The sequence below is a fragment of the Flavobacterium sp. UBA7680 genome (genome assembly GCF_002482975.1).
Taxonomy (GTDB): Bacteria; Bacteroidota; Bacteroidia; order Flavobacteriales; family Flavobacteriaceae; genus Flavobacterium.
The window spans coordinates 92,310-115,331 of the sequence record NZ_DLHA01000019.1; the positions used below are offsets into that span (position 1 = coordinate 92,310).

25 protein-coding genes are annotated in these 23,022 nt (G+C 33.9%); 11 read left to right on the forward strand and 14 right to left on the reverse strand.

All coding sequences use genetic code 11. From position 1 onward, the window contains the following. The 4 genes from B3C18_RS05370 to B3C18_RS05385 form a co-directional block, all read left to right on the forward strand. A partial coding sequence (locus tag B3C18_RS05370) for a thioredoxin family protein (RefSeq protein WP_291143568.1) occupies window positions 1-354 on the forward strand: 354 nt, incomplete at its 5' end. 40 nt (window positions 355-394) lie between these two features. Continuing rightward, a complete protein-coding gene (locus B3C18_RS05375) occupies window positions 395-1,288 on the forward strand; it encodes an FAD:protein FMN transferase (RefSeq protein WP_291143571.1) in 894 nt (297 codons plus the stop codon). After that, on the forward strand, window positions 1,285-1,518 hold the full coding sequence (locus tag B3C18_RS05380; protein WP_291143573.1) for a DUF4266 domain-containing protein: 234 nt from the start codon (window positions 1,285-1,287) through the stop codon (window positions 1,516-1,518). Before B3C18_RS05375 ends, B3C18_RS05380 begins: the two co-directional genes overlap by 4 nt. Window positions 1,519-1,536: 18 nt before the next feature. After that, on the forward strand, window positions 1,537-2,721 hold the full coding sequence (locus B3C18_RS05385; protein ID WP_291143576.1) for a DUF3570 domain-containing protein: 1,185 nt from the start codon (window positions 1,537-1,539) through the stop codon (window positions 2,719-2,721). A 231-nt stretch (window positions 2,722-2,952) separates the two neighbouring features. Here B3C18_RS05385 and B3C18_RS05390 read toward each other — a convergent pair whose 3' ends face one another. Beyond that, a complete protein-coding gene (locus tag B3C18_RS05390) occupies window positions 2,953-3,699 on the reverse strand; it encodes a phosphatase PAP2 family protein (RefSeq protein WP_291143579.1) in 747 nt (248 codons plus the stop codon). A gap of 1,469 nt (window positions 3,700-5,168) precedes the next feature. Here B3C18_RS05390 and B3C18_RS05395 point away from each other — a divergent pair. From B3C18_RS05395 to B3C18_RS05410, 4 genes are all read left to right on the forward strand, one after another. After that, window positions 5,169-5,888 carry a hypothetical protein gene (locus B3C18_RS05395; RefSeq protein ID WP_291143582.1) on the forward strand — a complete coding sequence of 240 codons (720 nt, stop codon included), beginning with the start codon at window positions 5,169-5,171 and terminating at the stop codon, window positions 5,886-5,888. Window positions 5,889-6,062: 174 nt separating this feature from the next. After that, window positions 6,063-6,746: a DUF3667 domain-containing protein gene (locus B3C18_RS05400; protein ID WP_291143585.1), complete on the forward strand. Its 684-nt coding sequence runs from the start codon at window positions 6,063-6,065 to the stop codon at window positions 6,744-6,746. Between the two features lie 674 nt (window positions 6,747-7,420). Beyond that, window positions 7,421-8,059, forward strand: coding sequence for a Crp/Fnr family transcriptional regulator (locus tag B3C18_RS05405; protein WP_291143587.1), 639 nt, complete (start codon window positions 7,421-7,423; stop codon window positions 8,057-8,059). 100 nt (window positions 8,060-8,159) lie between these two features. Further along, window positions 8,160-8,708 (forward strand): ester cyclase, encoded by a 549-nt coding sequence (locus tag B3C18_RS05410; RefSeq protein ID WP_291143589.1) that lies wholly within the window; start codon window positions 8,160-8,162, stop codon window positions 8,706-8,708. Window positions 8,709-8,969: 261 nt separating this feature from the next. Here B3C18_RS05410 and B3C18_RS05415 read toward each other — a convergent pair whose 3' ends face one another. The 6 genes from B3C18_RS05415 to B3C18_RS05440 all read right to left on the reverse strand — a co-directional run bounded on the left by B3C18_RS05415 (window position 8,970) and on the right by B3C18_RS05440 (window position 14,694). Continuing rightward, window positions 8,970-9,728 (reverse strand): SDR family NAD(P)-dependent oxidoreductase, encoded by a 759-nt coding sequence (locus B3C18_RS05415; RefSeq protein WP_291143591.1) that lies wholly within the window; start codon window positions 9,726-9,728, stop codon window positions 8,970-8,972. Window positions 9,729-10,077: 349 nt separating this feature from the next. Then, window positions 10,078-10,659, reverse strand: coding sequence for a Crp/Fnr family transcriptional regulator (locus tag B3C18_RS05420; RefSeq protein ID WP_291143594.1), 582 nt, complete (start codon window positions 10,657-10,659; stop codon window positions 10,078-10,080). 198 nt (window positions 10,660-10,857) lie between these two features. Then, window positions 10,858-11,310 (reverse strand): Lrp/AsnC family transcriptional regulator, encoded by a 453-nt coding sequence (locus tag B3C18_RS05425; protein ID WP_291143597.1) that lies wholly within the window; start codon window positions 11,308-11,310, stop codon window positions 10,858-10,860. A 230-nt stretch (window positions 11,311-11,540) separates the two neighbouring features. Continuing rightward, the gene (locus tag B3C18_RS05430; protein ID WP_291143599.1) at window positions 11,541-12,533 is read right to left on the reverse strand and encodes a bile acid:sodium symporter family protein; all 993 of its coding nucleotides are present in this window, start codon (window positions 12,531-12,533) and stop codon (window positions 11,541-11,543) included. Window positions 12,534-12,591: 58 nt separating this feature from the next. Then, complete coding sequence (locus tag B3C18_RS05435) at window positions 12,592-13,623, reverse strand: methionine synthase (RefSeq protein WP_055092455.1); 1,032 nt, start codon at window positions 13,621-13,623, stop codon at window positions 12,592-12,594. Window positions 13,624-13,653: 30 nt separating this feature from the next. Beyond that, window positions 13,654-14,694: a DUF1852 domain-containing protein gene (locus tag B3C18_RS05440; protein WP_291143608.1), complete on the reverse strand. Its 1,041-nt coding sequence runs from the start codon at window positions 14,692-14,694 to the stop codon at window positions 13,654-13,656. A gap of 268 nt (window positions 14,695-14,962) precedes the next feature. On the opposite strand from B3C18_RS05440, the gene B3C18_RS05445 reads away from it, so the two are divergent. After that, window positions 14,963-15,592, forward strand: coding sequence for a nitroreductase family protein (locus B3C18_RS05445; RefSeq protein WP_291143610.1), 630 nt, complete (start codon window positions 14,963-14,965; stop codon window positions 15,590-15,592). Between the two features lie 286 nt (window positions 15,593-15,878). Here B3C18_RS05445 and B3C18_RS05450 read toward each other — a convergent pair whose 3' ends face one another. From B3C18_RS05450 to B3C18_RS05475, 6 genes are all read right to left on the reverse strand, one after another. Then, window positions 15,879-16,040, reverse strand: a complete 162-nt coding sequence (locus tag B3C18_RS05450; RefSeq protein ID WP_291143613.1) for a hypothetical protein — start codon at window positions 16,038-16,040, stop codon at window positions 15,879-15,881. Between the two features lie 257 nt (window positions 16,041-16,297). Further along, entirely contained in the window at window positions 16,298-17,125 is an 828-nt protein-coding gene (locus B3C18_RS05455) for a hypothetical protein (RefSeq protein ID WP_291143614.1), read from the reverse strand. A 214-nt stretch (window positions 17,126-17,339) separates the two neighbouring features. Next, window positions 17,340-17,708, reverse strand: a complete 369-nt coding sequence (locus tag B3C18_RS05460) for a hypothetical protein (protein WP_291143617.1) — start codon at window positions 17,706-17,708, stop codon at window positions 17,340-17,342. Window positions 17,709-18,159: 451 nt separating this feature from the next. Further along, window positions 18,160-18,813, reverse strand: coding sequence for a hypothetical protein (locus B3C18_RS05465; protein WP_291143619.1), 654 nt, complete (start codon window positions 18,811-18,813; stop codon window positions 18,160-18,162). Between the two features lie 159 nt (window positions 18,814-18,972). After that, complete coding sequence (locus B3C18_RS05470) at window positions 18,973-19,383, reverse strand: hypothetical protein (RefSeq protein ID WP_291143622.1); 411 nt, start codon at window positions 19,381-19,383, stop codon at window positions 18,973-18,975. A 90-nt stretch (window positions 19,384-19,473) separates the two neighbouring features. After that, complete coding sequence (locus tag B3C18_RS05475; protein WP_291143625.1) at window positions 19,474-20,172, reverse strand: DUF1826 domain-containing protein; 699 nt, start codon at window positions 20,170-20,172, stop codon at window positions 19,474-19,476. A 235-nt stretch (window positions 20,173-20,407) separates the two neighbouring features. Between B3C18_RS05475 and B3C18_RS05480 the strand changes: the two genes are divergently transcribed. Next, window positions 20,408-21,886 carry a hypothetical protein gene (locus tag B3C18_RS05480; RefSeq protein WP_291143628.1) on the forward strand — a complete coding sequence of 493 codons (1,479 nt, stop codon included), beginning with the start codon at window positions 20,408-20,410 and terminating at the stop codon, window positions 21,884-21,886. A gap of 29 nt (window positions 21,887-21,915) precedes the next feature. Further along, window positions 21,916-22,302 (forward strand): carboxypeptidase-like regulatory domain-containing protein, encoded by a 387-nt coding sequence (locus B3C18_RS05485; protein ID WP_291143632.1) that lies wholly within the window; start codon window positions 21,916-21,918, stop codon window positions 22,300-22,302. A gap of 109 nt (window positions 22,303-22,411) precedes the next feature. On the opposite strand, the gene B3C18_RS05490 is transcribed toward B3C18_RS05485, so the two are convergent. Next, window positions 22,412-23,020, reverse strand: coding sequence for a Crp/Fnr family transcriptional regulator (locus B3C18_RS05490; protein WP_291143635.1), 609 nt, complete (start codon window positions 23,018-23,020; stop codon window positions 22,412-22,414). Window positions 23,021-23,022: the final 2 nt, after the last annotated feature.

Sequence of the window (23,022 nt, forward strand, 5' to 3'; positions counted from 1 at the left end):
GCAAAGGAAAAGCACGAATTAATTCTGTTGAACTTCTCCGGTTCAGACTGGTGCGGGCCTTGTATCGTGATGCGCAGAGACTATCTGGAAAATCAGGCTTTCACAGATATGGCAAATGCAAATCTGGTACTCGTTAATGCTGATTTTCCACGAAAGAAGAAAAACATTGGAACTCCCCAGCAGGTAAAGCGAAACGAGGATTTAGCCGAAATTTACAATAAAGAAGGAAGTTTCCCTTTAACTCTTCTTCTTGATGCTGATGGAAAAGTTCTTAAAACCTGGCACGGAAAACCAGAAACTACTCCTGAGCAGTGGACAGCCGAAATAAAAGCAATCTGTGACAGCAAAAAGTAACATACTGAAAAAACAGAAGTATTCCGAGTCCCTAAAACTCATGGGAAACAACTTTACTATAACTGTTGTGGCCGAAAATGAGAAAACAGGAAAGGAGAATATTAATCTTGCTATTGAAGAAATCAGACGCATCGAAAGGCTTTTGACTACGTATAAAGACGACAGTCAAACCAATCTGATTAATGAAAATGCAGGAATTAAACCTGTAAAAGTAGATCCTGAAGTTTTTAATCTTATCGAAAGATGTATTGGAATTTCAAGAATTACACAAGGGGCTTTTGATATTTCATACGGAAGTATCGATAAAAGTCTATGGAATTTTGACAAGGCAATGACCCAGTTACCAGATGCCGAAACAGCCCTCAAAATGGTACACCTTATTGATTACAGAAATATCATTTTAGACCCGGAACACACAACCGTATTTTTAAAAGAAAAAGGAATGCGGATTGGTTTTGGCGGCATTGGAAAAGGATATGCCGCTGAAATGGCAAAACAAATACTTTTAAATCATAATGTGCAGAGCGGCATTATTAATGCCAGCGGAGATCTTTCGGCCTGGGGATTACAGCCAGACGGTAGAAAATGGACAATTGGCGTAGCCGATCCTAATTCGCCAAATGCAGCATTTTCGTATATGGAAATTTCCAATAAAGCAGTGGCAACCTCTGGAAATTATGAAAAGTTCGTGACCATTAACAGCAAAAAATATTCGCATACCATTGACCCAAAAACAGGACTTCCGATAACCGGAATAAAAAGCGTGACCATTATTAGTGGAAACGCAGAATTTGCAGATGCAATGGCAACACCAATAGCGGTTATGGGGATTAAAGCAGGCTTGTTTTTAATAAATCAGATAGCAGATCTATATTGTATTATCATCGACGACAACAATAAAATTTACACTTCTAAAAACATTAACCTGAAATGAAAAAGCCCAAACAAAAAGCGCTCGTACTGTTATGCAGCATTACTTTTACGGGCATTCTACTCACCTCCTGCACATCGGTAAAAGAGTACCAGAAAGGAAAAATCAACGATTCTGAAATGGTCCTTTCCAACAGGAAAATAGAAAAAACAGAACTTAGTTTTCAATCCTACCGTGAAGGAGCTTCCGGAGCAAATTCAGGAAAAAGCGGCGGCGGCTGTGGTTGTAACTAATTTTCATACCATTAAAAAATGAAAAGAATATTCATTACAGGATTTGCCTTACTGGCATTATTTCAAACAAGAGCACAAAATGTTCCTACAGATTCCACAGCTTACAAAAGCAGAAAATTAAAACTCGAGGAGGTAAATCTGGTTTCCAGCTATTACAAGCAGGACGGAAACAATTCAGCTGTTACCGGGGGGATTGGTTCTGAGCATCTTACCGATATTGCCAATACCATTGATGTTAAATTGATAAAATACGGAGAGACCGGAATCAAACATACTTTTGATATTGAAGCCGGTATTGACCACTATACCTCTGCCTCATCAGATATGATTGATTTAAGTGCCAATTCATCTGCATCTTCTTCAGACAACCGCTTTTACCCTTCTTTGACTTATCTGAGAGAAAATGAAGAAAAAGGAAGAACATTGGGTATTGGCGTTTCATCATCGACCGAATTTGATTATCAGTCGTTTGGAGGCAATATCAGCTTCTCCCAAAAAACAAAAGACAGAAACGGAGAATTTACTGCTAAATTTCAAACCTTTCTCGATCAGTTAAAACTGATTGAACCTGTTGAGCTTCGCACTTCGGGAGGCGAAGGCTACGGAAGCGCGAACCGAAATACTTTTGCAGGAACTTTGAGTTATTCTCAGGTGGTAAACAAAAATCTGCAGGTAATGCTTGTAGGTGATGTTATCAGCCAAAACGGGTATTTAAGCCTTCCTTTTCACAGGGTTTATTTTACTGACGGATCTGTACATCAGGAAAAAATGCCCGATACCAGATTAAAAATTCCACTAGGAATCAGGGCTAGTTACTTTTTGGGAGATAATGTAATTATTCGTGCTTATTACAGATATTATTCAGATGACTGGAGCTTAAAAGCCCATACTGCTGATCTTGAAATTCCGGTGAAATTAACGCAGGCCTTTTCAGTGAGTCCGTTTTACAGGTATTATACCCAGACAGGAACGAAGTATTTTAAACCCTACGGAGAACATACGGCAGCTGATGAATACTACACCAGCAACTATGATTTGTCTAAGTTTGACAGCAGTTTCTTTGGAATGGGTATGAAATTCACGCCCCTAAACGGAATCTTCGGCCTCAAACACTGGAATACACTGGAGATTCGTTACGGTCATTATACAAGAACTACCAATATGACTTCTGATATTATCAGCATCAACATTAAATATAAATAATCCCTGGGATTTAAAAATGTTCAATATAAAATGTAAACCTCCAATTATTTGATTTTGGCGGGTTTACATTTTTTATGATAATTGCGAAACTTATAAGAATATTTCTTTGCTGGTTGAAGAAAATGGTATATCAAAGTAGTATAAGGTCTTAAGTATAGAAAGCGGCTAACAGAAATCACATTATTGCTGCAGTAATTGTTGAGTTCTTACTTTATAGAGATTTGCTTACTCCTAAAATGTCATTGCCATCGCTAAACCATATTGTTTTCCATTGTAAGTGGGCATAATTACTCCATTCAGGTTTTCTTTTTTTCTGAATACTGTTTTCGTGACAAGCGGATGAATCCAATATGCTATTTTAGTGCTTAAAATTCCAATACCGGCTCCGGCGGCTACATCACTAAACCAATGCCTGTCATTGTACATTCTAAAAAATCCGGTTCCAGCAGCGACTAAATAACCAGAAATTCCATACCATACCGATACATCTTTATATTCCTGGTATAAAAATTCAGCACCCATAAAAGCTGTTGCCGTGTGTCCGGAAGGAAAGGAGTTGTTTGAAGTCATGTCTGGGCGCATCTCGTTTCCTGTATGTTTTATAATATTGACTGTTGTGCCCATAATCAAATAGGCAGTGGTTAAAATAACTGTACGGTGCCTGAAATTATTTTTCCCTTTTACCCCGGCTGCATTTAGTGCATATACAGAGAGAAAAGTACTGTACTGCGAAAAATCATCAATAGTGAACTTCTCGTCAATATGTTCATTGAGTTCTGTTTTGGTATCGGTATTGATATCTTTAATAGTATGGCTCTCCAGTCCAATAACTCCATAGCTGATTAAAGAAACGGGAATAACCAATGCCTCGTATTTAAATTTGATATTCTTTTTTGCAGTTATACTGTCGTTGCTTTTCTCCTGCCCAAAAATGTTTAAGGCCAAGAGACCAAATAAAATCAGTAATTTTTTTTTCATCAAATTTATTTTGAAGTATTTACAGCTGCAAGCTTTAAAAAATTTCATATCCAAGTTTTTACCTGGCCTTGCTTTTCAAATATATACTTTTTTTTAAAACCATACGGGTAGTGATCAAACTCTTTACTAAAATACTAGATAGTACTTCTGTTTTATTTTCTACATCACTAGATCTTAATTTCAGTATTTATACCCAAAACAGCAGTACTTTGTAACTATGAAAGGAAAATTTGTACAGAAAAAGTATTAAAATCAACCCTGTCCTGATTTTTGGCTACATACATAAATCCCATAGTGGTATTCTCTTAAAATAAAAGCCAAATTTCAGCAACTGGGCTTGATTTTTTTATTATGGGAAGATCAAAAGAAAAAATGTAAATTTATCTTATTTTTTTTGTGAATTGGAGACCTTTTTTCCACAGAGATTTAAGAAGCTATTAGCAATACATCATTTTTAATTTCGTGGTAGAAATGTATCACTGGGTGTTTGGAATGGATACCTTTTTTGCCAGAATAAGCTAAGGCGGTTTTGGCAAAGAGAGTAACGATTTGTGTTCTTGACTCTACATTTTCGTGCAATCACCAACAGGGCATCCAAACCAAATTGCTGAAGCCACTGAAAGTCATTCCCTACCAATAGTAAGCCAATCTCTTCAAATCTTCCAAAAATTTTGTTGAAATTTGTCACGTAGAGATCACAAACAAGCCAAATGGCGCAAATTGAAGACAATCGGTGCCATTTTTTTATAACTTTCCTTATTTTTATTAGTCTAAAGAAGCCGGGCTCCTCGGCAGCCCCAGCACCGATTGCTTCGCCAGTTCGCTTCGCTCGTGTGCAGTGAAATCCTTTTGTGCCAGGGTTTGGTACAAAAGATTGGAACGAATAGCGGAAGAGCTGCTAAAAATAGCTTTACGGAAAGATGAAACTTATAAACCCTGTGCTGGATCACGCCATAATCCACAATTACTCCTCTAATCTTCATCATTTCTTCAATATCCCGGTAACTAAGTGCAAATCTTAATTTAAAATCTAGCGCCTGAAGAATTATGTGTTTTGGATAACAATGACCTTTTGTATCCATTTTTTTGACAGGTTTAAAAATATAAAGATAAAAGTTATTCAAAGACGCGAGAGAACCAATTAAAAAACAGTTAAGACTAAATATAGGAAAATATTGCTAAATTTAAAATCATCAAGAAAAAATTACAAATTATTTCAATCAGTAAAACATTAAATAACATGTTTTTTTAACCAGATTAAGATGAGTATTTAAATTTTAATTATTAACTTTAATTAAAAATTAGATTGTTAAATTAAATAATACGCAATTATGATAAGTTTCAAACAGAGCTGCGCTATATTGATGCTTCTATTTACGATTCTAAACTTCGCACAGAATAAAAGCACTGCTAAACTTGACAAAATAATAAAAAAAGATTACCAGATCATTGAGTGCAAAATTTCAAAGATGTCTGACAGCACCGTTGAATATTCCCTGCCGGGAGAAACAATGCAGATCTCTTTGGAGATAAGCAAAATTGCCAGAATTGATTTTGCAAGCGGCAGGTCGCAGACTTTTGATACAGGAGCAGCTGCCGGCACCAGTGCTGGTCCGCAGACATCTCAGGTTATTGAAAATGCCCCGATGAAAACAAATACAATTGCTGTACTTCCCATACCCTACGTGAATTCAGATAACCTGCAGAGTTCTGAGGATATGGCAAAGTTTGCCCAAAACGACATCTACAACAAACTCATTGATAAATCTTCGAATATTTTTCCTTTGACTGTACAGGATTTAAGGGTAACCAACAGTCTGCTGCATAAGGCAGGAATAAACAGTGCCAATATTGATGATACACCAATAGAGGATCTGCAGAAAATTTTGGGAGTCGACAATATTGTTGCCGCTAAAATATCCTATACCATAACCGAAGGGCAGACCACTTCAACTTACAATTCAGGATCAGCCAAAGTAAATGACAGCTACACTAAAGCCAAAACAAACAACAGTTCGGTGACAACTGCCAATACACAGGTGTATTATCATTATACTGTTTATTTTGATATGTATAAAAACGGAACAAAAATATATACCCAGACCAGAAAACCATTTCTTAATTTAAAAGACAGCTGGATCGATTCGATCACTTACCTGCTAAAACGAAGTCCTATTTATGTTAAATAATAAACCAAAAACAATGTAATTGTGAGAGTGCCGGTGGTGCGATTCCGATAGAATGGAAAAAAAGCGTTCAAAATATTCGTTATTCAATCCTTTTTCCTGTATTCCAAAATAGAAATTAAGGTATATTGAGATACGAAAGCTCCTCTGGATCAAAAAAACTGATCAATATTAAATATGAGCCATACCTGCAAAAACTGTGGAAATATATTCGAAGGCAACTACTGCAATTACTGCGGACAGGCTGCTGAAACCCATCAAATAAATGCTTCTTTTGTACTGCATGACCTCCAGCATGGTCTAATCCATCTGGATGGGGGAATATTACATTCGGCACGTGAATTATTTACAAGACCCGGGCACAGTGTCCGGGACTATATAGAGGGAAAACGCATAAAGCATTATAAACCTTTTTCAATGCTTATTGTTGTTGCGGGCCTTTACGGCCTTCTGTATCATACATTAAAAATAGATCCTTATAAAGATATACATGACAGTACATTTAATTATGAGCAGTTCAACGAGTGGATTTCACACCACTTCTCTATTATTACCCTGCTGCTGCTGCCGGTATTATCATTAAATTCTTTTTTATTATTTCATAAGCAGGGCTATAATTTTACAGAACATTTGGTCATTAATGCATTTTACAGCACTCAGAAACTCTGGGCAGAAAATGCACAATTCATCCTGAAGATTCTACTAGTGATAGATTTTGCATTGATGTTGTGGATTTACGGCCAATTCTTCAAAAATATCTCCAGAATAAAAACCTTTATATTAACACTTTCAGCAGCTGTTTTAAATTTTCTAATCGTATTGGCGGCAACTTCAATAGCTATAATGTTCACCATGCCTTGATTGGAATGGATACCTTTTCTGCCACAAAAAGTTACGGCGGTTTTCCAAAAAAATATTTTAACCTATTGAAGTTTCATGGCAGAATCGTGGCGCACCAATATTGTAAAAACAGAAAACGATTTATGATAGCGGATCCAATAGTCAGGTTCGAATTTGCGGCTCTCCGACTAAATTTTTTCAATAAAAATTACATTTTCAATAGCTAAGCCAATACAAGATTTACAGTAATTAGTTATAAATCGGCATCAATCCCCAGCAGGACATCCAAACCAAATTTACTAAGCCAATGAAAGACAGCGTCTACATGTAGTAGGCCAATACCTTTAAATCTTCCATAAATTTTGTTGAAATTTGTCCCGTGGAGGTCACCAAATTAAAATCCCATTTCTAACGAAATGGGATTTTTTATGCTTTTTCGTTGCAGTTTAGTATACTATTTTAATATATTATTACTTTCAATGTAAGCACTCATAAGCTAAAATCTCATACTAACTGGTAGACGATATTTTTCTAACATAAACGACTGTGTAATTTATTTAATAAAAGAGATATTCTTATTACTAATCGAATATGCAGTTTTCCATTCCTTTTTTTAAATAAAAAATTCAATAAATTAAAGTAGCTGGTACGCCATTTTTTTGAGGATATGAAAACTCTAATGAAATATAATTTAGATGAATAACATATCTTTGTATCATATGTCTATTCAAAAACTCATATCACATTTTAACAACTATCTTCCTTTAAACTTGGAAGAAATAGATGCTATTACAAAAATAGCTACTGAAAGAAAGATTAAGCGGCGACAATTTGTTTTACAAGAAGGAGACCGATGCAAACATTATAATTTTATTGTTAGCGGGTGTTTTAAAATGTACAACGTTGACAATGCCGGAAAAGAGCACAATTTACAATTTGGAGCAGAAAATGCCTGGCTTACTGATATGGCTAGCTTCCATTCTGTAAAGCCAGTTGATTTTAAAAATCCTAATGCAGGTAAACCAAGCCTGTTGTTTATTGAAGCAGTCGAGCATTCTGTAATTATTCAAATAGAGCAAAAAAAATTGGTTTTCCTATTTGAAAACTTTCCCAAGTTCAATAGAATTTTTAGAGTAATAGTTGAAAATAATTTTATCGAGCTTCAAAATAGAATGTTGCAAAATATTAGCATGACAGCAGAGGATCGCTATCTTTCCTTTTTAGAACAATATCCAGATCTTTCCAAGAGACTTCCTAATACTCAAATAGCCTCTTTCCTAGGAATTACGCCTGAATTTCTGAGCAATATTCGAAAAAACATCGCTAGTAAATAACCGTACTCTTAAACTATCTTAATCTTATTTCTTAAACTTTATTATTAGCCAGTTTTTCTTGCTTGTCTCATCTTTGTATGACAATTATAAAACATAGATTATGAAAAAATTATCACAGGAACTCAACTCTCGATATTCTCTGAGGAGACAAACTCATAAACAATTTTTAGTCGTAATGTTAATAATCATAACTATGGGCTTTCAAACAACACAAGGACAAGTAACTAAAAAAAGAACAGAAGAAAAAATGACACTAGAACAAAACAAACAGGTAATAATTAAGTTTAATAAGGAATTTTTCGAATTGGGAAATATAGAAATTACAAAAGAACTTTTATCACATTCATTTACGAATCATACTGCCCCACCAAATGCTCCAAAAGATGCAAGCGCAATGATTATATTTATAAAAGACTTTCATAAAAGTTTTTCTAATATTTCAGTTCGAATTGATGAAGTGCTAGCAGAAGCCGATAAAGTATCTCTGAGAAAAACGATAACCGCAACACATACTGGTGAGTTTATGGGAAAGACCGCCACGGGAAAAAAAATAGAAATGAATGTCATAGAAATAGATATTCTTGAAGATGGAAAGATAACAGACCACTGGAGTAGAAACGATTTTATGCAGATTGTGCAAGGTTTGTAGAGCTATAACAGACCGATTATACGATACGCCAATCTCTTAAATCTTCCATAAAAGCATAGAAATTTATCCCTTCGAGGTCACTCTTAGTTATAAAACTAATAGTTTGTAAATTCCATATATCGAAAAATCAGTTTTCTTTGCACCTAAATTTCGTAAGTTTTAAACAAAACAAAAAGCTGAATACATTAATATTCAGCTTTTCTATTTTAAATTTCTTTCTGATGGAAAAACCATCTTAATACTTTTATTTTTGTTACGATTTTAAAAACCGTACATACCGCCCGAAACGGAAATTTGCTCTCCAGTTATCCAACCAGCGTCATCGGAAGCTAAAAATACTGCAGCTTTCGCAATATCTGAAGGCTGTCCTCTTCGACCAAGCGGTGTTTTTTCTACAAACATTTTTTCGTAATCACTGCCAGCGGTAACGCCTGCGCTTGCCGCGCCTTCTGTATCAGTAGCACCAGGCAAAATGGAATTAATACGAACGTTTTTAGCTCCCAACTCTTTAGATAAAGCAATTGTAAACGCATCTAGTGCAGCTTTTGTTGAAGAGTACAAAGAAGCATTTTGGAGCGGAGACTTACTTGCACCCGAACTGATATTAATAACGTTACCTCCCTTATCGCCAAAAAGTTTTAAAGCTGACTGAATAGTTAAAATTGGACCCAACACGTTAACATTAAAACTTTGATGAAAGTCTTCTGCCGAAATGAGTTCAATTGGCGCATATCCCTGAGATACTGCATTATTTACTAAAATATCAAGTGTACCAAATGACTTCTCAGTTTCGTTAAATAATCTGGTCACATCAGCTTCTTTCGATACATCTGCTTGAATTGCAATGGCTATTCCGCCATTATCTATTATCTCTTTAACAACCTTGTCTGCTCCTTCTTTGCTTGAAGCATAATTTACAACAACCTTTGCGCCTGCCGCTGCAAAGTGTTTCGCGATAGCTGCACCTATTCCTTTGGAAGCACCTGTAACTACTGCGACCTTGTTTTCTAATTTACTCATGATTTCGACTATTGATTATATTTAAATCTTCAATTTTTTTTCGTTCTGAAGAATATTCAAAGTTGTGAAATCATGACAAACTGTAGATTGACATAAATCATTAAATATAGATGACAAATGTCATGTCAAATTGATGACTTAAGTCAAAAAAAATAAGATAAGCATCGTGAAACAAAACAATTACAACTTAAATTACATTTATAAATACTTTTCCTTAATTTGAAAAAAATAATCACTATGTCTCGAATTAGTTTAAATATTAAAATTAATTGATACATTATTATTAAAAATCCGACTTAATAAGTAGAGCATTTTTGTATAAAGTAAACCTGAAATAAAAAAAGGATTATTATAAAACGTTTTTCTTAATACGGCTTAAAGTTTCAGAAGACAACCCTAAGTAAGAAGCAATCATGTTTTGCGGAAACCGTTGAAGGAAATGAGGATAATTCTTGACCAATTCTTCGTAACGCTCTTCTGCCGAATAATTAATAGCCTGCATTCTTTTCTGGGCTGCAATGGTGTTATTTTGACTAATCACGTTTGACATCGCTGAAAAAGCAGGTATTTGTTTAAGAAAATCTTCAATTTCTACATTAGTTGACTGCAGGATCTCAAGCTCTTCCAAAGCTTCAATATTAAAGCGGCTTGGCGTTAATAGATAAAAGCTTTCAAAATCTGTCAGCCACCACTTTTCTACAGACAATTTTAATATCTGTTCATTTCCTTTTTTATCTACCGTAAAGGTCTTGGCAGATCCTTTTACAATAAAGGCTATGTATTTGCAGACGTCACCTTCCTGCAGAAAATATTGTCGTTTTCGAAGTTTTCTCGGTTTGAAATGTGCTATCAACAAATTCTTATCTTCATCTGATAATAGTTTACCAGATATTTTTTGAATGTAATCGAAAAACGTTTCAAAATTGGACATTATAAAAGTATTTTAAAAGTTCGCAATTTACTTAATTTAAAATATATCTCAATTATGTCGAGAAATTTATCCGATCCCGCAGATTTGTAATCCGTGCCCGCAAAGTATATCACAACAAATAAAAAAAGTAAGTCTAGTTTTTATTAATACATAGGAAAGCGCACGGAAAGAATTTCCGCACTATCGTTGCTTGCGGAACTATCCGTACAAATTTTTTATCTCCGCCATGACAAATGTACTTTGGGTGCTGCCTATGCTTTCAACTGAGCCTAATTTATTAAAGACAAAATCCTGATAGTGCTTCATATCTTTGGCAGATACTTTCATTAAAAAATCGTAATCACCTGAGATATTGTAACATTCCACAATTTCTTCTATTTTCATAATATCACTAACAAACTGATTCCCAATATTGCGATCGTGCTGTTTAAGTTTGATATTACAGAAAACAATGAATCCCCTGTTTAATTTTTCTGCATCAAGGAGTGCTATATATTTTTTAATATAGCCACTGTTTTCCAATCTTTTAATTCGCTCAAAAACTGGCGATGCCGAAAGATTTACCATTTTAGCAAGCTCTTTTACAGTGTATTTAGAATTATCGTGAAGTATATTTAATAACTGAAGATCAATTTCATCTATCTGCTCCATAAAATTTTTATTTTGAATTTTTGATTTAATTTATTTCTAAATTAGAATAAAATTCTTCAAATACAACTAAAAGCAACACAAAAATCTTATTTTAAACAAATTAAAAACATAACAACCTGCAAAACGTACTTTTACAGTATAAAAATCTAAAAAGGCATTATTTTATAGCAGGGAACGTTATCCTTGGTGCCCTTTATCGAAAAAGATAAAGGGCCACATCATAAATAAAATTATACTTCTTTTCGTCGAGCCATACCCTGAGCGATGATACTGGCGGCAATCAATTGCAAGGCATGGTAAAGCATGAGCGGCAGCAATACGATACCGGTGATGGTACTGTGCTGAAAAAGTACTTTTGACATAACGGTGCCGTGTACCAATGACTTTTTAGACCCGCAGAATAAGACAGTAATGCGGTCTTCATCTGAAAAACCAAGCAGGCGGCTGAGTAGTCCGACACAAAAGAATACGGCAAAAAACAAAGCCATCATCCCTGCAGCGAGTCCGGCAAGTTCAAGGGCGGTGAAATCCTCAAAAAGATGTTCGGAAAATGACTTGCAAAACGACGTGTAAATAATCGTTAGAATAACTGCCTGATCGAAATATTTGAGCTGTTTCTTGTATTTTTCGGCAATGGCGCCGAAACGGGAATTGAGGCTTATGCCAATGATGACAGGCAGCAAGACTTGCAAAATTAACTTTATGACGATTTGAGTAACATCAAAATCCCCTGTCGCAGAAGCTATAAACAGCCCAACCCAGATAGGCGTAACGACTACTCCGATCAAACTGGAAATACTCGCATTGAAAATGGCTGCGGGAATGTTTCCTTTAGCGATGGAAACCATGACCACGGAAGAGGAAACTGTAGACGGTAAAGCTGCCAGAAAAAATACACCCAGCCAAAGCAGCTCGAAGCCATTATTGACAAACAACGGGCGAAACGCCAAAACAATGAGCGGAAAAAACAAAAAAGTTGTCAACTGGACTACAATGTGCATTTTCCAGTTGGAAAGTCCGGCTTTTAGTTTCTCAGAACTCAGTCGCATGCCATAAAACAAGAAAATCAAGGAAACGCCAGCATTGGCAATCTCCTCCAGCGAAACAGGTTCTTTGACCATGCCTGGCTTTGGCAAAAAATAAGCCATCAGAATCATGGTGGCTATCATTAACAGGAAACCGTCAAAACCTGCTTTTTTTAATACTTCTAATAATTTCTTCAATGTGTTTTAAATATTATTCCTCCGTAGAGGTACGGACTCCATTATTAATATATTGAGACTAAATCCCAAGTTCTTTGCGTATAATTTCTGCTCCTGCGCTTAAAGCGCTTAACTTGCCTCTTGCTATGTTTCGAGATAGCGGGGCCATACCGCAGTTTGTAGAAGGATAAAGATTTTCGGCATCTACAAACTCAAGGGCTTTACGCAGGGTAGCAGCTACTTCTTCTGGTGTTTCGATAGTGTTAGTTGCTACATCAATGGCACCGACCATTACTTTTTTACCGCGAACAAGTTCCATTAAATCTAAAGGCACATTGGAGTTGTGACATTCTAAAGACACTACATCAATTTTAGATTTTTGAATTTTCGGGAAAATTTCTTCGTATTGTCGCCACTCAGAACCTAATGTCTTTTTCCAATCAGTATTGGCCTGTATTCCATAACCATAGCAAATATGAACCGCCGTTTGACAGTGTAAACCTTCAATGGCTCTTTCTAATGCTGCCATTCCCCAATCGTTTACTTCATCAAAGAACACATTAAATGCAGGTTCATCAAACTGGATAATATCTACCCCTGCGTCCTGAAGTTCTCTTGCTTCTTCATTGAGTGCTTTCGCAAATTCCCACGCCAATTTTTCCCGGCTTTTATAATGGTCGTCGTATAAAGTATCTACCATTGTCAGCGGGCCTGGCAATGCCCATTTTATAGGCTTATTAGTCTGTTTACGTAAAAATTTAGCATCTTCAACAAAAACTGCTTTTTGACGTGCAACCTCACCTACCACCACTGGAACACTCGCGTCATAACGGTTACGGATTTTTACTGTTTTACGATTTTCAAAATCTACACCGCTTAAATGCTCGATAAAAGTCGTTACAAAATGCTGGCGTGTCTGCTCGCCGTCACAAATGATATCTAGATCTGCCAATTGTTGTTCTTGCAGAGAAATGCGTAAAGCATCTTGTTTCCCTTCAATTAGCTGATCGCCTTCTAATTTCCATGGTGACCAAAGTTTTTCGGGTGGTGCAAGCCAGGCAGGTTTGGGTAAACTTCCAACAATAGAGGTGGGTAATAATAATTTCTTCATAATAGTATAATTTTAATGCGTTGTAATCAATTAAAGGGTAAAATTAGCAGCCCATTGTTCCAGGAGACTTTTGTAAGGCTTAATGAAATGCTCTTCTGCATATTTACCCTGTTCAACAGCCAGACGGCTGCGCTCTTCGCGGTCATAATCCACACGAGTCAGTGAATAATCTTCGTGTTTAAGACTAGGTTGATAGATTTTCCCGGCCACTGAATTTGCATTGTAAATTTCAGGGCGATAAATCTTCTGGAAAGTCTCCATCGTGCTGATTGAGCTGATTAGTCCAAGATCAGTATAATCAGCAAGCAGATCTCCGGAATGATAAAAAGCCATCGGTGCCACACTATTCGGAGGCATAAAAAAACGAACCTTTAAGCCCATTTTAGAGAAATATTCATCAGTGATAGAATACTGATCCTGCAGATATTCAAAACCCAGAACCGGATGCTGATACTCAGTGCGAGTATAAGTTTTGTTGCCCGATACACTTAGACAAATGATCGGTGACATCTTAAAGTGCTCTTTATAAGTGGCTGAACTCACAAAGCACTTATAAAGTTTTCCGTGCAAATCACCAAAATTTTCAGGAATACAAAAACTAGATTTATTTTTATTGTGCTCGATCAATAAAATACTGAAATCATAATCACGAACATAAGACGAAAAATTATTTCCGGCAACTCCTTCGATCTGCTGGCCAGTCTTACGGTCAAAAATATTCGTTTTTAAAACTTCAATCAACGGCAGATTGTTAATACCATTCTTATCATCAATACTCATCGTTACTGTGATGATTTCAAGTTCTACAAGGTAACGATCAGCTTTTGGATTATCCACATGAGCCAATGCATTGAATCGATTGTTAATCATATTTAAGGCATTACGTAAGTTTTGCTGGCGATTAGCTCCTCTAGCCAGGTTTGCAAAATTGGTTGTCAAACGCGTTTGACTTGAGGGGTGATAGTTTTCATCTAAACAAGTGCTCTCTAATGTGAATGCAAAATTATTCTGGGTATTTTCAATATCTTGCTTTTCGCTTATTCTTAAATCTTCTTGTATGTTCGCTTTCATTTGATGACAAGGTTTAGTTTTTTTACCCTGCAAATTTGAAAATAAAAGATTTAATATTTTACAAAACCAAAAAAATCAGATAATTATTCTTTTTTAATACTATTTTAAAGATTATTAATCTTTTTATAAATATAATAACAAAGGAAAACAGATAATTATTCTTTAGAGAACTAGGATATGACTGATTTGAAGTTTCCCATAGCAATTCAAGCCTCGAAAAACAAAACAAATAAATTTATATTTGTCAAAATTTAAGACAGACATAGCAATGAATTTGATAGAAAATTTAAAATGGCGCTACGCCACAAAAGCTTACAATAACATTAAAGTAACAGAAGAGAAGATCGATCAGATCTTAGAGGCTATAAATCTTTCAGCATCTTCTTGTGGTCTGCAATCTTATCGTGTTTTTGTTGTAAGCAACCCAGAAATCCAAAAGAAATTAGGTGCTGATTCGTTTAATGGACAGATTAGCTCTTGTTCTCATTTGTTGGTTTTTGCTGCATTCAATGATATGACTTCGACTTACATTGACGATTATATGGCAATGACAGAAAAGCAAAGAGGTCTTGACGCTGGTACCTTATCAGGATTTAGAAATGGATTGCATTCCTATTTCAGCGCTATCAACGCAGAGCAAAAAGCTCTTTGGGCAGCCAAACAGGCTTATATTGCACTAGGAACTGCACTTATTGCTGCGGCAGAATTGAGAGTGGACGCCACTCCTATCGAAGGATTTAATGCCGCCACTATCGATACCGTTTTGGGTTTGAAAGAAAAAGGGCTGCATTCTACCGTTATCCTCGCTTTAGGATACCGTGATTCGGAAAAAGACTATATGGCAGCTACGAAAAAAGTTCGTTTACCTATAGATGAAATGATAACGAAAGTTTATTAATAATCCCCAACAGGACATCTAAATCAAAATATTGAAGACTTGTAAAGACAGCCTCTACTTCCAGTAAGCCAATCTCTTCAAATCTTCTATAAAATGTTTTGGATTTTGTAACGTAGAGGTCACCACAGCCAAATGGCGTCAATTGAAAACAATTGACGCCATTTTTTCATATACTCTATTAATAAATGAGTTTGACTAGTTATAAATTAGCAAGAAACCATTCAGTAAACTTATTTTTTTAAAATCATTTTCTTAGATAAATTTCTTTTAAAATTTAAACATTACTTTATTCAAGAATGTTAATTACTTTATCATTGGCTTCCAAACCTTCCATAATATAAGGAATAATTACCTCATATTGCTGTTCTCTGGAATCGAAAAAACCGCAAATGTGCATTGGAGCCAACAATGATTCTCCACATATCGAAAAAGATGTCTGTTTGTTCATACCTCAAATTTACATAATTAATTGTATTCAATACACTTTCTCTATGCTGAAAATTTTAATATAATTTCCTGCATAACTTTCTATAGCAACCCGATCGCGCGGATTTGTAATCCGTGCCCACAAAAGTATATCTTGACAGATTAAAAAAAGAAAATACAATTCATAAAAATCATCAAATTAATAAAAAAACCTCCAAAGATTAACTTTGAAGGTTTCTTGAAATTTCCTGAGTAGAAATCTTCACGAATATGCGATTTCTATTTTTTTGATTTTAATATTTTCCTGATTTTTTTTACGTTATTGATCTTGATTCCCTCTGCTTCTACTAAGGTTAAATCTTCCAAAAACTCATCTTTAAAAGTGGAGTTGGGTTCTTCAAATGGCAGGTCTTTCAATTTAATATAAAGAGCCTCTGCTTCCTTATAATTCCCTTGTAATAAAAGCAGAAGCGGCCTGTTAGAAACCGGATATTTCGATTCGGGATCATACTTTATACTTTGATCTAAATAATACGCAACATCATTTAGCTGTTGCGTTACGATGCTATACCAAGCCAGGCTATTGTAATGACGTCCTATTTGTTTCTTTACAACACTATCGGGAGCAATTTTATAATAAGCAGCGTCTAAAGCAACCAAACCAAGATAATGAGCCCGTATATCGTTATTTGATTTTAATGATGTAATACCGGATTTTAAAAAATAGTTACGATATGCTTCTATACGATAAGTATCTGAGGTAAATAGCATTTGCGACCTAGCATCTAAAGTATAACGATAAGAAACCAAGCTCATTTGATACTTATAAGCAACATCATTTGTTGATTTTAAAATGTTTGAGATTAATGAATCAGCTCTGCTTATGTCGTTTTCCTGCAAATAGTATTCGTAGAATTTCAGCAAAATATCCGGACTTTTACCGCTGATAAGGTTTGCTGTATTTTTCTTTTTTAAATTAAATTCATCTCTTATGGTATCCGTTTCTATTTTGTTATTTTGATAATCCACATGTAATTTTACTTTTGCCTGAGATTTAGTGATACTTAGCATTAGTAACAGGAAGTATAATAGGGTTTTTAATTTCATTTTTAAAATTTATTTAAATTTAGTTCCTGCCCGACATTCTTTTAATACAATAACATCTTTTAATAATGGAGATTAACATCAAATATTATTCTCATATCATTATGATAATGTGTTGTAATTCTAAAAAAAAATCCGGCAATATTTTTTATTGAATAGATTAAAAGCAGATGGTGTACTGCTAATTTGACACACCTTTGGCTGTCACTTTTTGAATTTAACCTATTTTTGGTTTCAAATAAAGAGAAGAGAAACCCGAAGAAATTGAACTCTCGGGATGGTTAAATTTTTGATTTTTATTGCAAAAATCAGAATTTTCGGCTTGTGAAGCAGATAAGCTAAATACTAAAAAAACACTGGCTGATGGTGCGCAAGTGCATTTAGAATCTTTACAATTATGATTACAGCAATGATGTTTTTTATTTTTATGACCAGCAACAGCATCACAACAATCTTTTTTACTTTTAGATGATGGCATTTCTATGGCAGAATGATCATTTTTAGATTTACTTCCGCACGCAAAAGTAGTATCCGACATCAGAAAAATGCCTAATACTAGAAATACTAAAAAGTAAAATTTTCTCATTCGTAAAATTAAATCTTATACAAACATAATAATTATACGCTATTCAATACGGAAATACCTTTTAAAAATCACAATCAATAGATTACGATGCGCATGATCTGGTATATCTTACCCGATCGCGCGGATTTGTAATCCGTGCCCATAAAGTATATCATAAAAAGATTTAAAAAAAGAAAATCCAGTTTTTAACTATATACTTTACATCAGTTTTATTAATATAGGAACGGGCACGGAAAGAATTTCCGCGCTATCGTTGCGCATATCCGAGCGATCGGGTTTAAGGATAAACACAAAATTATCAACCCGAAGGCTTGGATATGTAGACAAAGATAGCGCGGATTTGCAATCCGTGCCCGCAAAGTATATCTTAAAAAGATTAAAAAAATAGAAAATCCAGTTTTATTAATATTAGGAACGGGCACGGAAAGAATTTCCGCACTATCGGGAATTTTTATTTTCCTCCTAACCAAACTTCACCTTTTTTAAAAATATAACATTCTCGATTTTCACCTAACCATTCAAACTTTTTTACCCGATGCTCCTTCTTCATTATTTTTTTAAATCGACGTCTGGATTCAAAATAGTCACTTTCAGAAATATACATTTCTTTATCTCCAACTTCATCATCATAATAGAAGACTTCATCTAAAAATAACTTCCAATCAAATAATTCTATTTTTGATTGCATTTCGTTACCATATCGGTCATTTTTAAAAACTATAATTTCTTCCGATGCTGTAAAAGTATTTTTGTAATAATCTATATCATTTCCGATTGCACAAACAACTTGAGAATTAGAAAATCTGGGTTCAAATAGCCAAATTTTTAAATAAAATGGTTTACCGGTTTTTTTTAGCAGTTCTTCCCAATGTGAATATATTTCTAATAGTGAAGATAAAATCAGTTTTTTTGTTTTTCCTTTAGGTTCAGGGATAATACTGTTCGTTATTGAAAGATCACAAAAAGGACTTACATGAATTTTAATATAATCTCTATGATTTTCATTTTCCAAATAAGGTTTTAAATTATATGACAAACTATTAAATTTCCATTTTTCAATTTGTCTGTGAATTCTATTATGTCCTCGTATTTTTTTTATTCTCATCGTTTTTTCAAAATGTTCTACAACATTCTTGTATTAAAATTAAAAGGTATTTACATCTACTTTTTGTAATGTTTGTCAAAATTTTATTTTTTCAACAAATAGTAATACAACTCTTTCAGCTTTATTCGGATTTTTGAATTAGATTTTTACTTATACCTTTTAATTTTCATTATAATTGATCGTCCAATTCAAACGATCTAATTCTTTAATTGTAAAAAGGTATTTTTTATTGTAAATACCACTTTTAAATATTGCTTTCCAGCCATATTTATCTACGCTGTCTTTTTTAATAATATAATATCTTATTTTTTGGTCATCACAAGTTTTAATGTATTCTTCCCAACGAGGTTTAACGATCAGATTGCAGTCCTCATTTTTGGCCTTTATCTCATGCGGAGGAAAGGAATATTTGGGAAGGCTGTCCATTTTAGTCAGCTCGCGATCAAGATAAAAACAATATATAGTATTATTAGATTTGTTGAGAGTAAGAATACATCTGCTGTCACTTACATCCATACAAGATGTCAATAATGAAATCAAAATCATACTATAAAATTTCAAATTTTTCATTTCTAAAGTTTAAAGTGGTACGCAAACTTATAAATTTCCTTCTTACTTAAATAATTTAAATCAATTAGGATATGGTCCCAACAATATCCCTCAACAAATCAACAACAATCGATATTCTCCTTCGTTTTCTATTGGTGCTCTATGAATACAAGGCAGCACTTGTTGTTTTGGATGATCGACAGCCAGTCGCCAAAGATGCCCTAAACCTAAATTAATAGGTTCTGCATCCTGATGCAGCTGATAATGCAAATCAAAATAGTTTTCCTTTAAAAAGTCTTCGAATTCTTCCGCTGGTCCATCATGCAGTTCTTTTAGCTTTGCCCGAATTTCCGGAATTAGAATTTTTTGCTCTGCCTGCGAATTAGCAACAATATCGCTTGCCGCTCCGTGATAAGTGCATAAAAAAGTATCTGTGGCAATGGGCGAACGGTCAACATGAAACGAATATACATCGGTCGATATGAAATCAAATTCGTCATCGCGTTCGTAACACTTCAATAAATTAAGAGAAGGCGAAGCGCCAAAATCAGCTAATAATTGTATGTCATTTAAGATTATTTCCCTTGCTGTATTTCCCTTTTCTGAGAGTTGGAGTGTGATTAGATCTTCGGGAGAAACTTCTGTTATATTTTCTTCTAAAGATAATTTGGCTACAATTTCGTTAAAATCGCCATCTAAATTTCTGTACCAGCATAGCGCATTCATTTCTCCCTTGAAATTGGTATGTACAAGATCAGAGAAATTTGATACGACTCCAATTTGGCTGTTGTCAGAAAATGTATTGTTCATAGTTTAAGAAAGAAGCTAGTTGCTTCATGCTTTGCAAAATTATGCAATATGTAGTGGGTTTAGAAATTTTTGGAGCTATAAACTTTTGGAGCTGTTTTCTTTTTTGTCACAAAAAGTTAAAGCTGTTTCAAATCAAAGATTTCATTTTAAAATTTCTTAAAATTTATTTTAGTTTCTCCCAACCTTTTAAATTAAATTGGCATCTATAATTAAAGAAATCTTTAGTTCCAATAATATGAATATTTTTAAAAAACCTTTTTTTCTGTTTATACTATTATCTCAAATTTGTTTTGGGCAAAAAGTCTTTAAAATTAAAGAAGGGCAACTTGAGTTTGTAAATCTTGAGAAAGGTGTTTTTGTAAAAAAAGGAAATTCATATTATGAAATAAGGCTGCAGAAAATTAATGATTATGAAGAATTTGCCAAAGATTCTAAATATGAGCTGCAAAGTGTAACGAAAGAAGAAATTGATGCCGTAAAAAAAGATAGCTCTACCATTTTTGCTTCTCGCATTGAAACTTATGATTTTAAAAATTTTGAAACTAAAAAGTTTACTACGATTAATGATGATAATAATTATCAGTTTTATAAATACAATAGAAATTTCTTTGGGATAGATTTTATAAAAGATTCTATTCATAAACCCATAAAAGGAGAAATTTTTCATTACTGCATTTTGGATTTTGGCAATAACAAGAAAATTATTTATCACGAAGGTGGATTTATTATTCCCACAAAAGAAAAGATTATTTTTTTGTTTAAGGAAAAGGACTTAGCTGCAGCTTTTAGAAATTATAAAATTTCGGAACTTAAAAGCTTAACAACAGCAGAAATTTTTTCAACAGAAACATCAAAACTAAGACTTAATGATGGTTTCTATACAATTGACAGCCTGAAAAATAAGCAAGTAAAAATTGTAGATATCTATAACGAAAATGCCGTAAATAAAACATTTGATTCTATTGCTTTTAATGACTTCTTTATAATTGGTTTTCAAAAAGGAAAAATTGCCCTTTATAATTATGCGCTTCAAGATTTAAAATTTACAAATTTAAAAGCTGTTGGAATGGAGCGATTTTATCCAAGTTTGCAAATTATTGATGAAAATTTGCTAAGACGTATAAACTTAATTGGAGAAAATTATCGTCCCGGAGATATTCAATATAGTCATGATTTCTCCAATTATTTCGATTCTTATAATGTTGAATTTAAAATCGTTAAAGAAGATTCCTCTTTTTATCTGTATACTGATAACATTTTTTCGCTTGTACCGAGTTTAGCAAGTTTTGAAAATCGTTTTACGTTATTTAATGCCAGCAAGTACGAAACTCTTGAATTTTTAGATAAAGATGCTTCGATAACATTGAATTCTGAAATGATGGATTATAATGTGAAATTTCCAATTATGATCTATGCAAAACTTAAAAATGGGAAATATGATTTGACTACGATAGAATATTTAGGCACAAAAAATCCCAATGATGAAATTACAACATTTAATAATAAATTGCCCAAAAACTTAGACGCTATCGAAGTAATAAGTGCACAAAACTATCTTATTCAAAAAAACGGATTGTGCACTTATTATCCCATTATGAAAGAGATTAAATATAAAAAGCTGGAGCCTTTTCAAGGAAATTTTGCCCGCTTCGAATTGCCAAATGGTCAAAAAGGCTGGCTGGATTTAAGAGGAAATGAATATTTAGATAATTAAAAAGATGAAACTTGCCTAACTAAAAAAATATGAACAAAATCAAAATACTTTTTATCCTGATCTTATTTTCACAATTTTCATTCTCCCAAAGCAGAATAATATATGGATCTGTTTTTGATGATACCGGATATCCATTACCGGGAGCAAATATCGTGATTGAAGGAACAAAAACATATACGCAAACCGATTTTGATGGCTGTTTTTCTATTAAAGTGAATTCAGATCAATTTTTAGTTTTTACTTATATGGGATTTATTTCCCAAAGATTAAGCGCATCTAAAAATGATATTGATGTGATACTGCAAACAGATCATTCAGTTAAGAACGATTGTATAATTCCGTCTTTGCCTGTAAAAAAAGAAAAATTTCGCGGTGCTATTACACGTATTTCTGCTGAAGAAATCAAACAGCAATAACGCTGAATACAATTTAAATTAATAAAAAAAGCAGTTCAAAATTAGGAACTGCTTTTTATTTAATGAAAGATTATCTGTAGTTGAAAAAGCTGCGAATAGCAATTAAACTTTATTTGCGTAATTTCTTCTCATCTTGATCTTCTTTCGTTTCAAATGATGCTCTTCTTATTCTGCTTAAAGAAGATTGTGTGATACCTAAATAGGAAGCTAAATAAGAAAGCGGTATTCTTTCTGCCTGAGCTGGAAAGTTGTTTAAAAATTTATGATAACGCTCCTTGGCTCCCTCAGTCATCATAGGGCTGATTCTATTGACTTTGTCAGCTAGTCCTTTAGATGTAATTTTTGCTATAATTTTATCCCACTCAATTATTGTGGATGACAATTCTTTCATTGCATTTTTAGAGAGCACAAAATATTTACAATCCGTAACTGCCTGAACATATTCTGTAGATGGAATTTCAAGATTATAACTATTTATATCAGCCAAAAAATTATTTTCATCAATAAAATATTTGGTAATTTCATCTCCTTTGTGATTGTAATAACAGACTCGCATAATTCCTTCTGTTAAAAAAATAATTTCAGTGGGTATCCTGCCGGCTTGATGGTAATACTCCTCTTTTTTAATCTCCCTGAAAACAAGTTTGCTTTTAATTAATTCAATTTGATGACTATTCAAATTTCCAAATTGCAATAAATAGTTAATTAAGGTTTCCATAG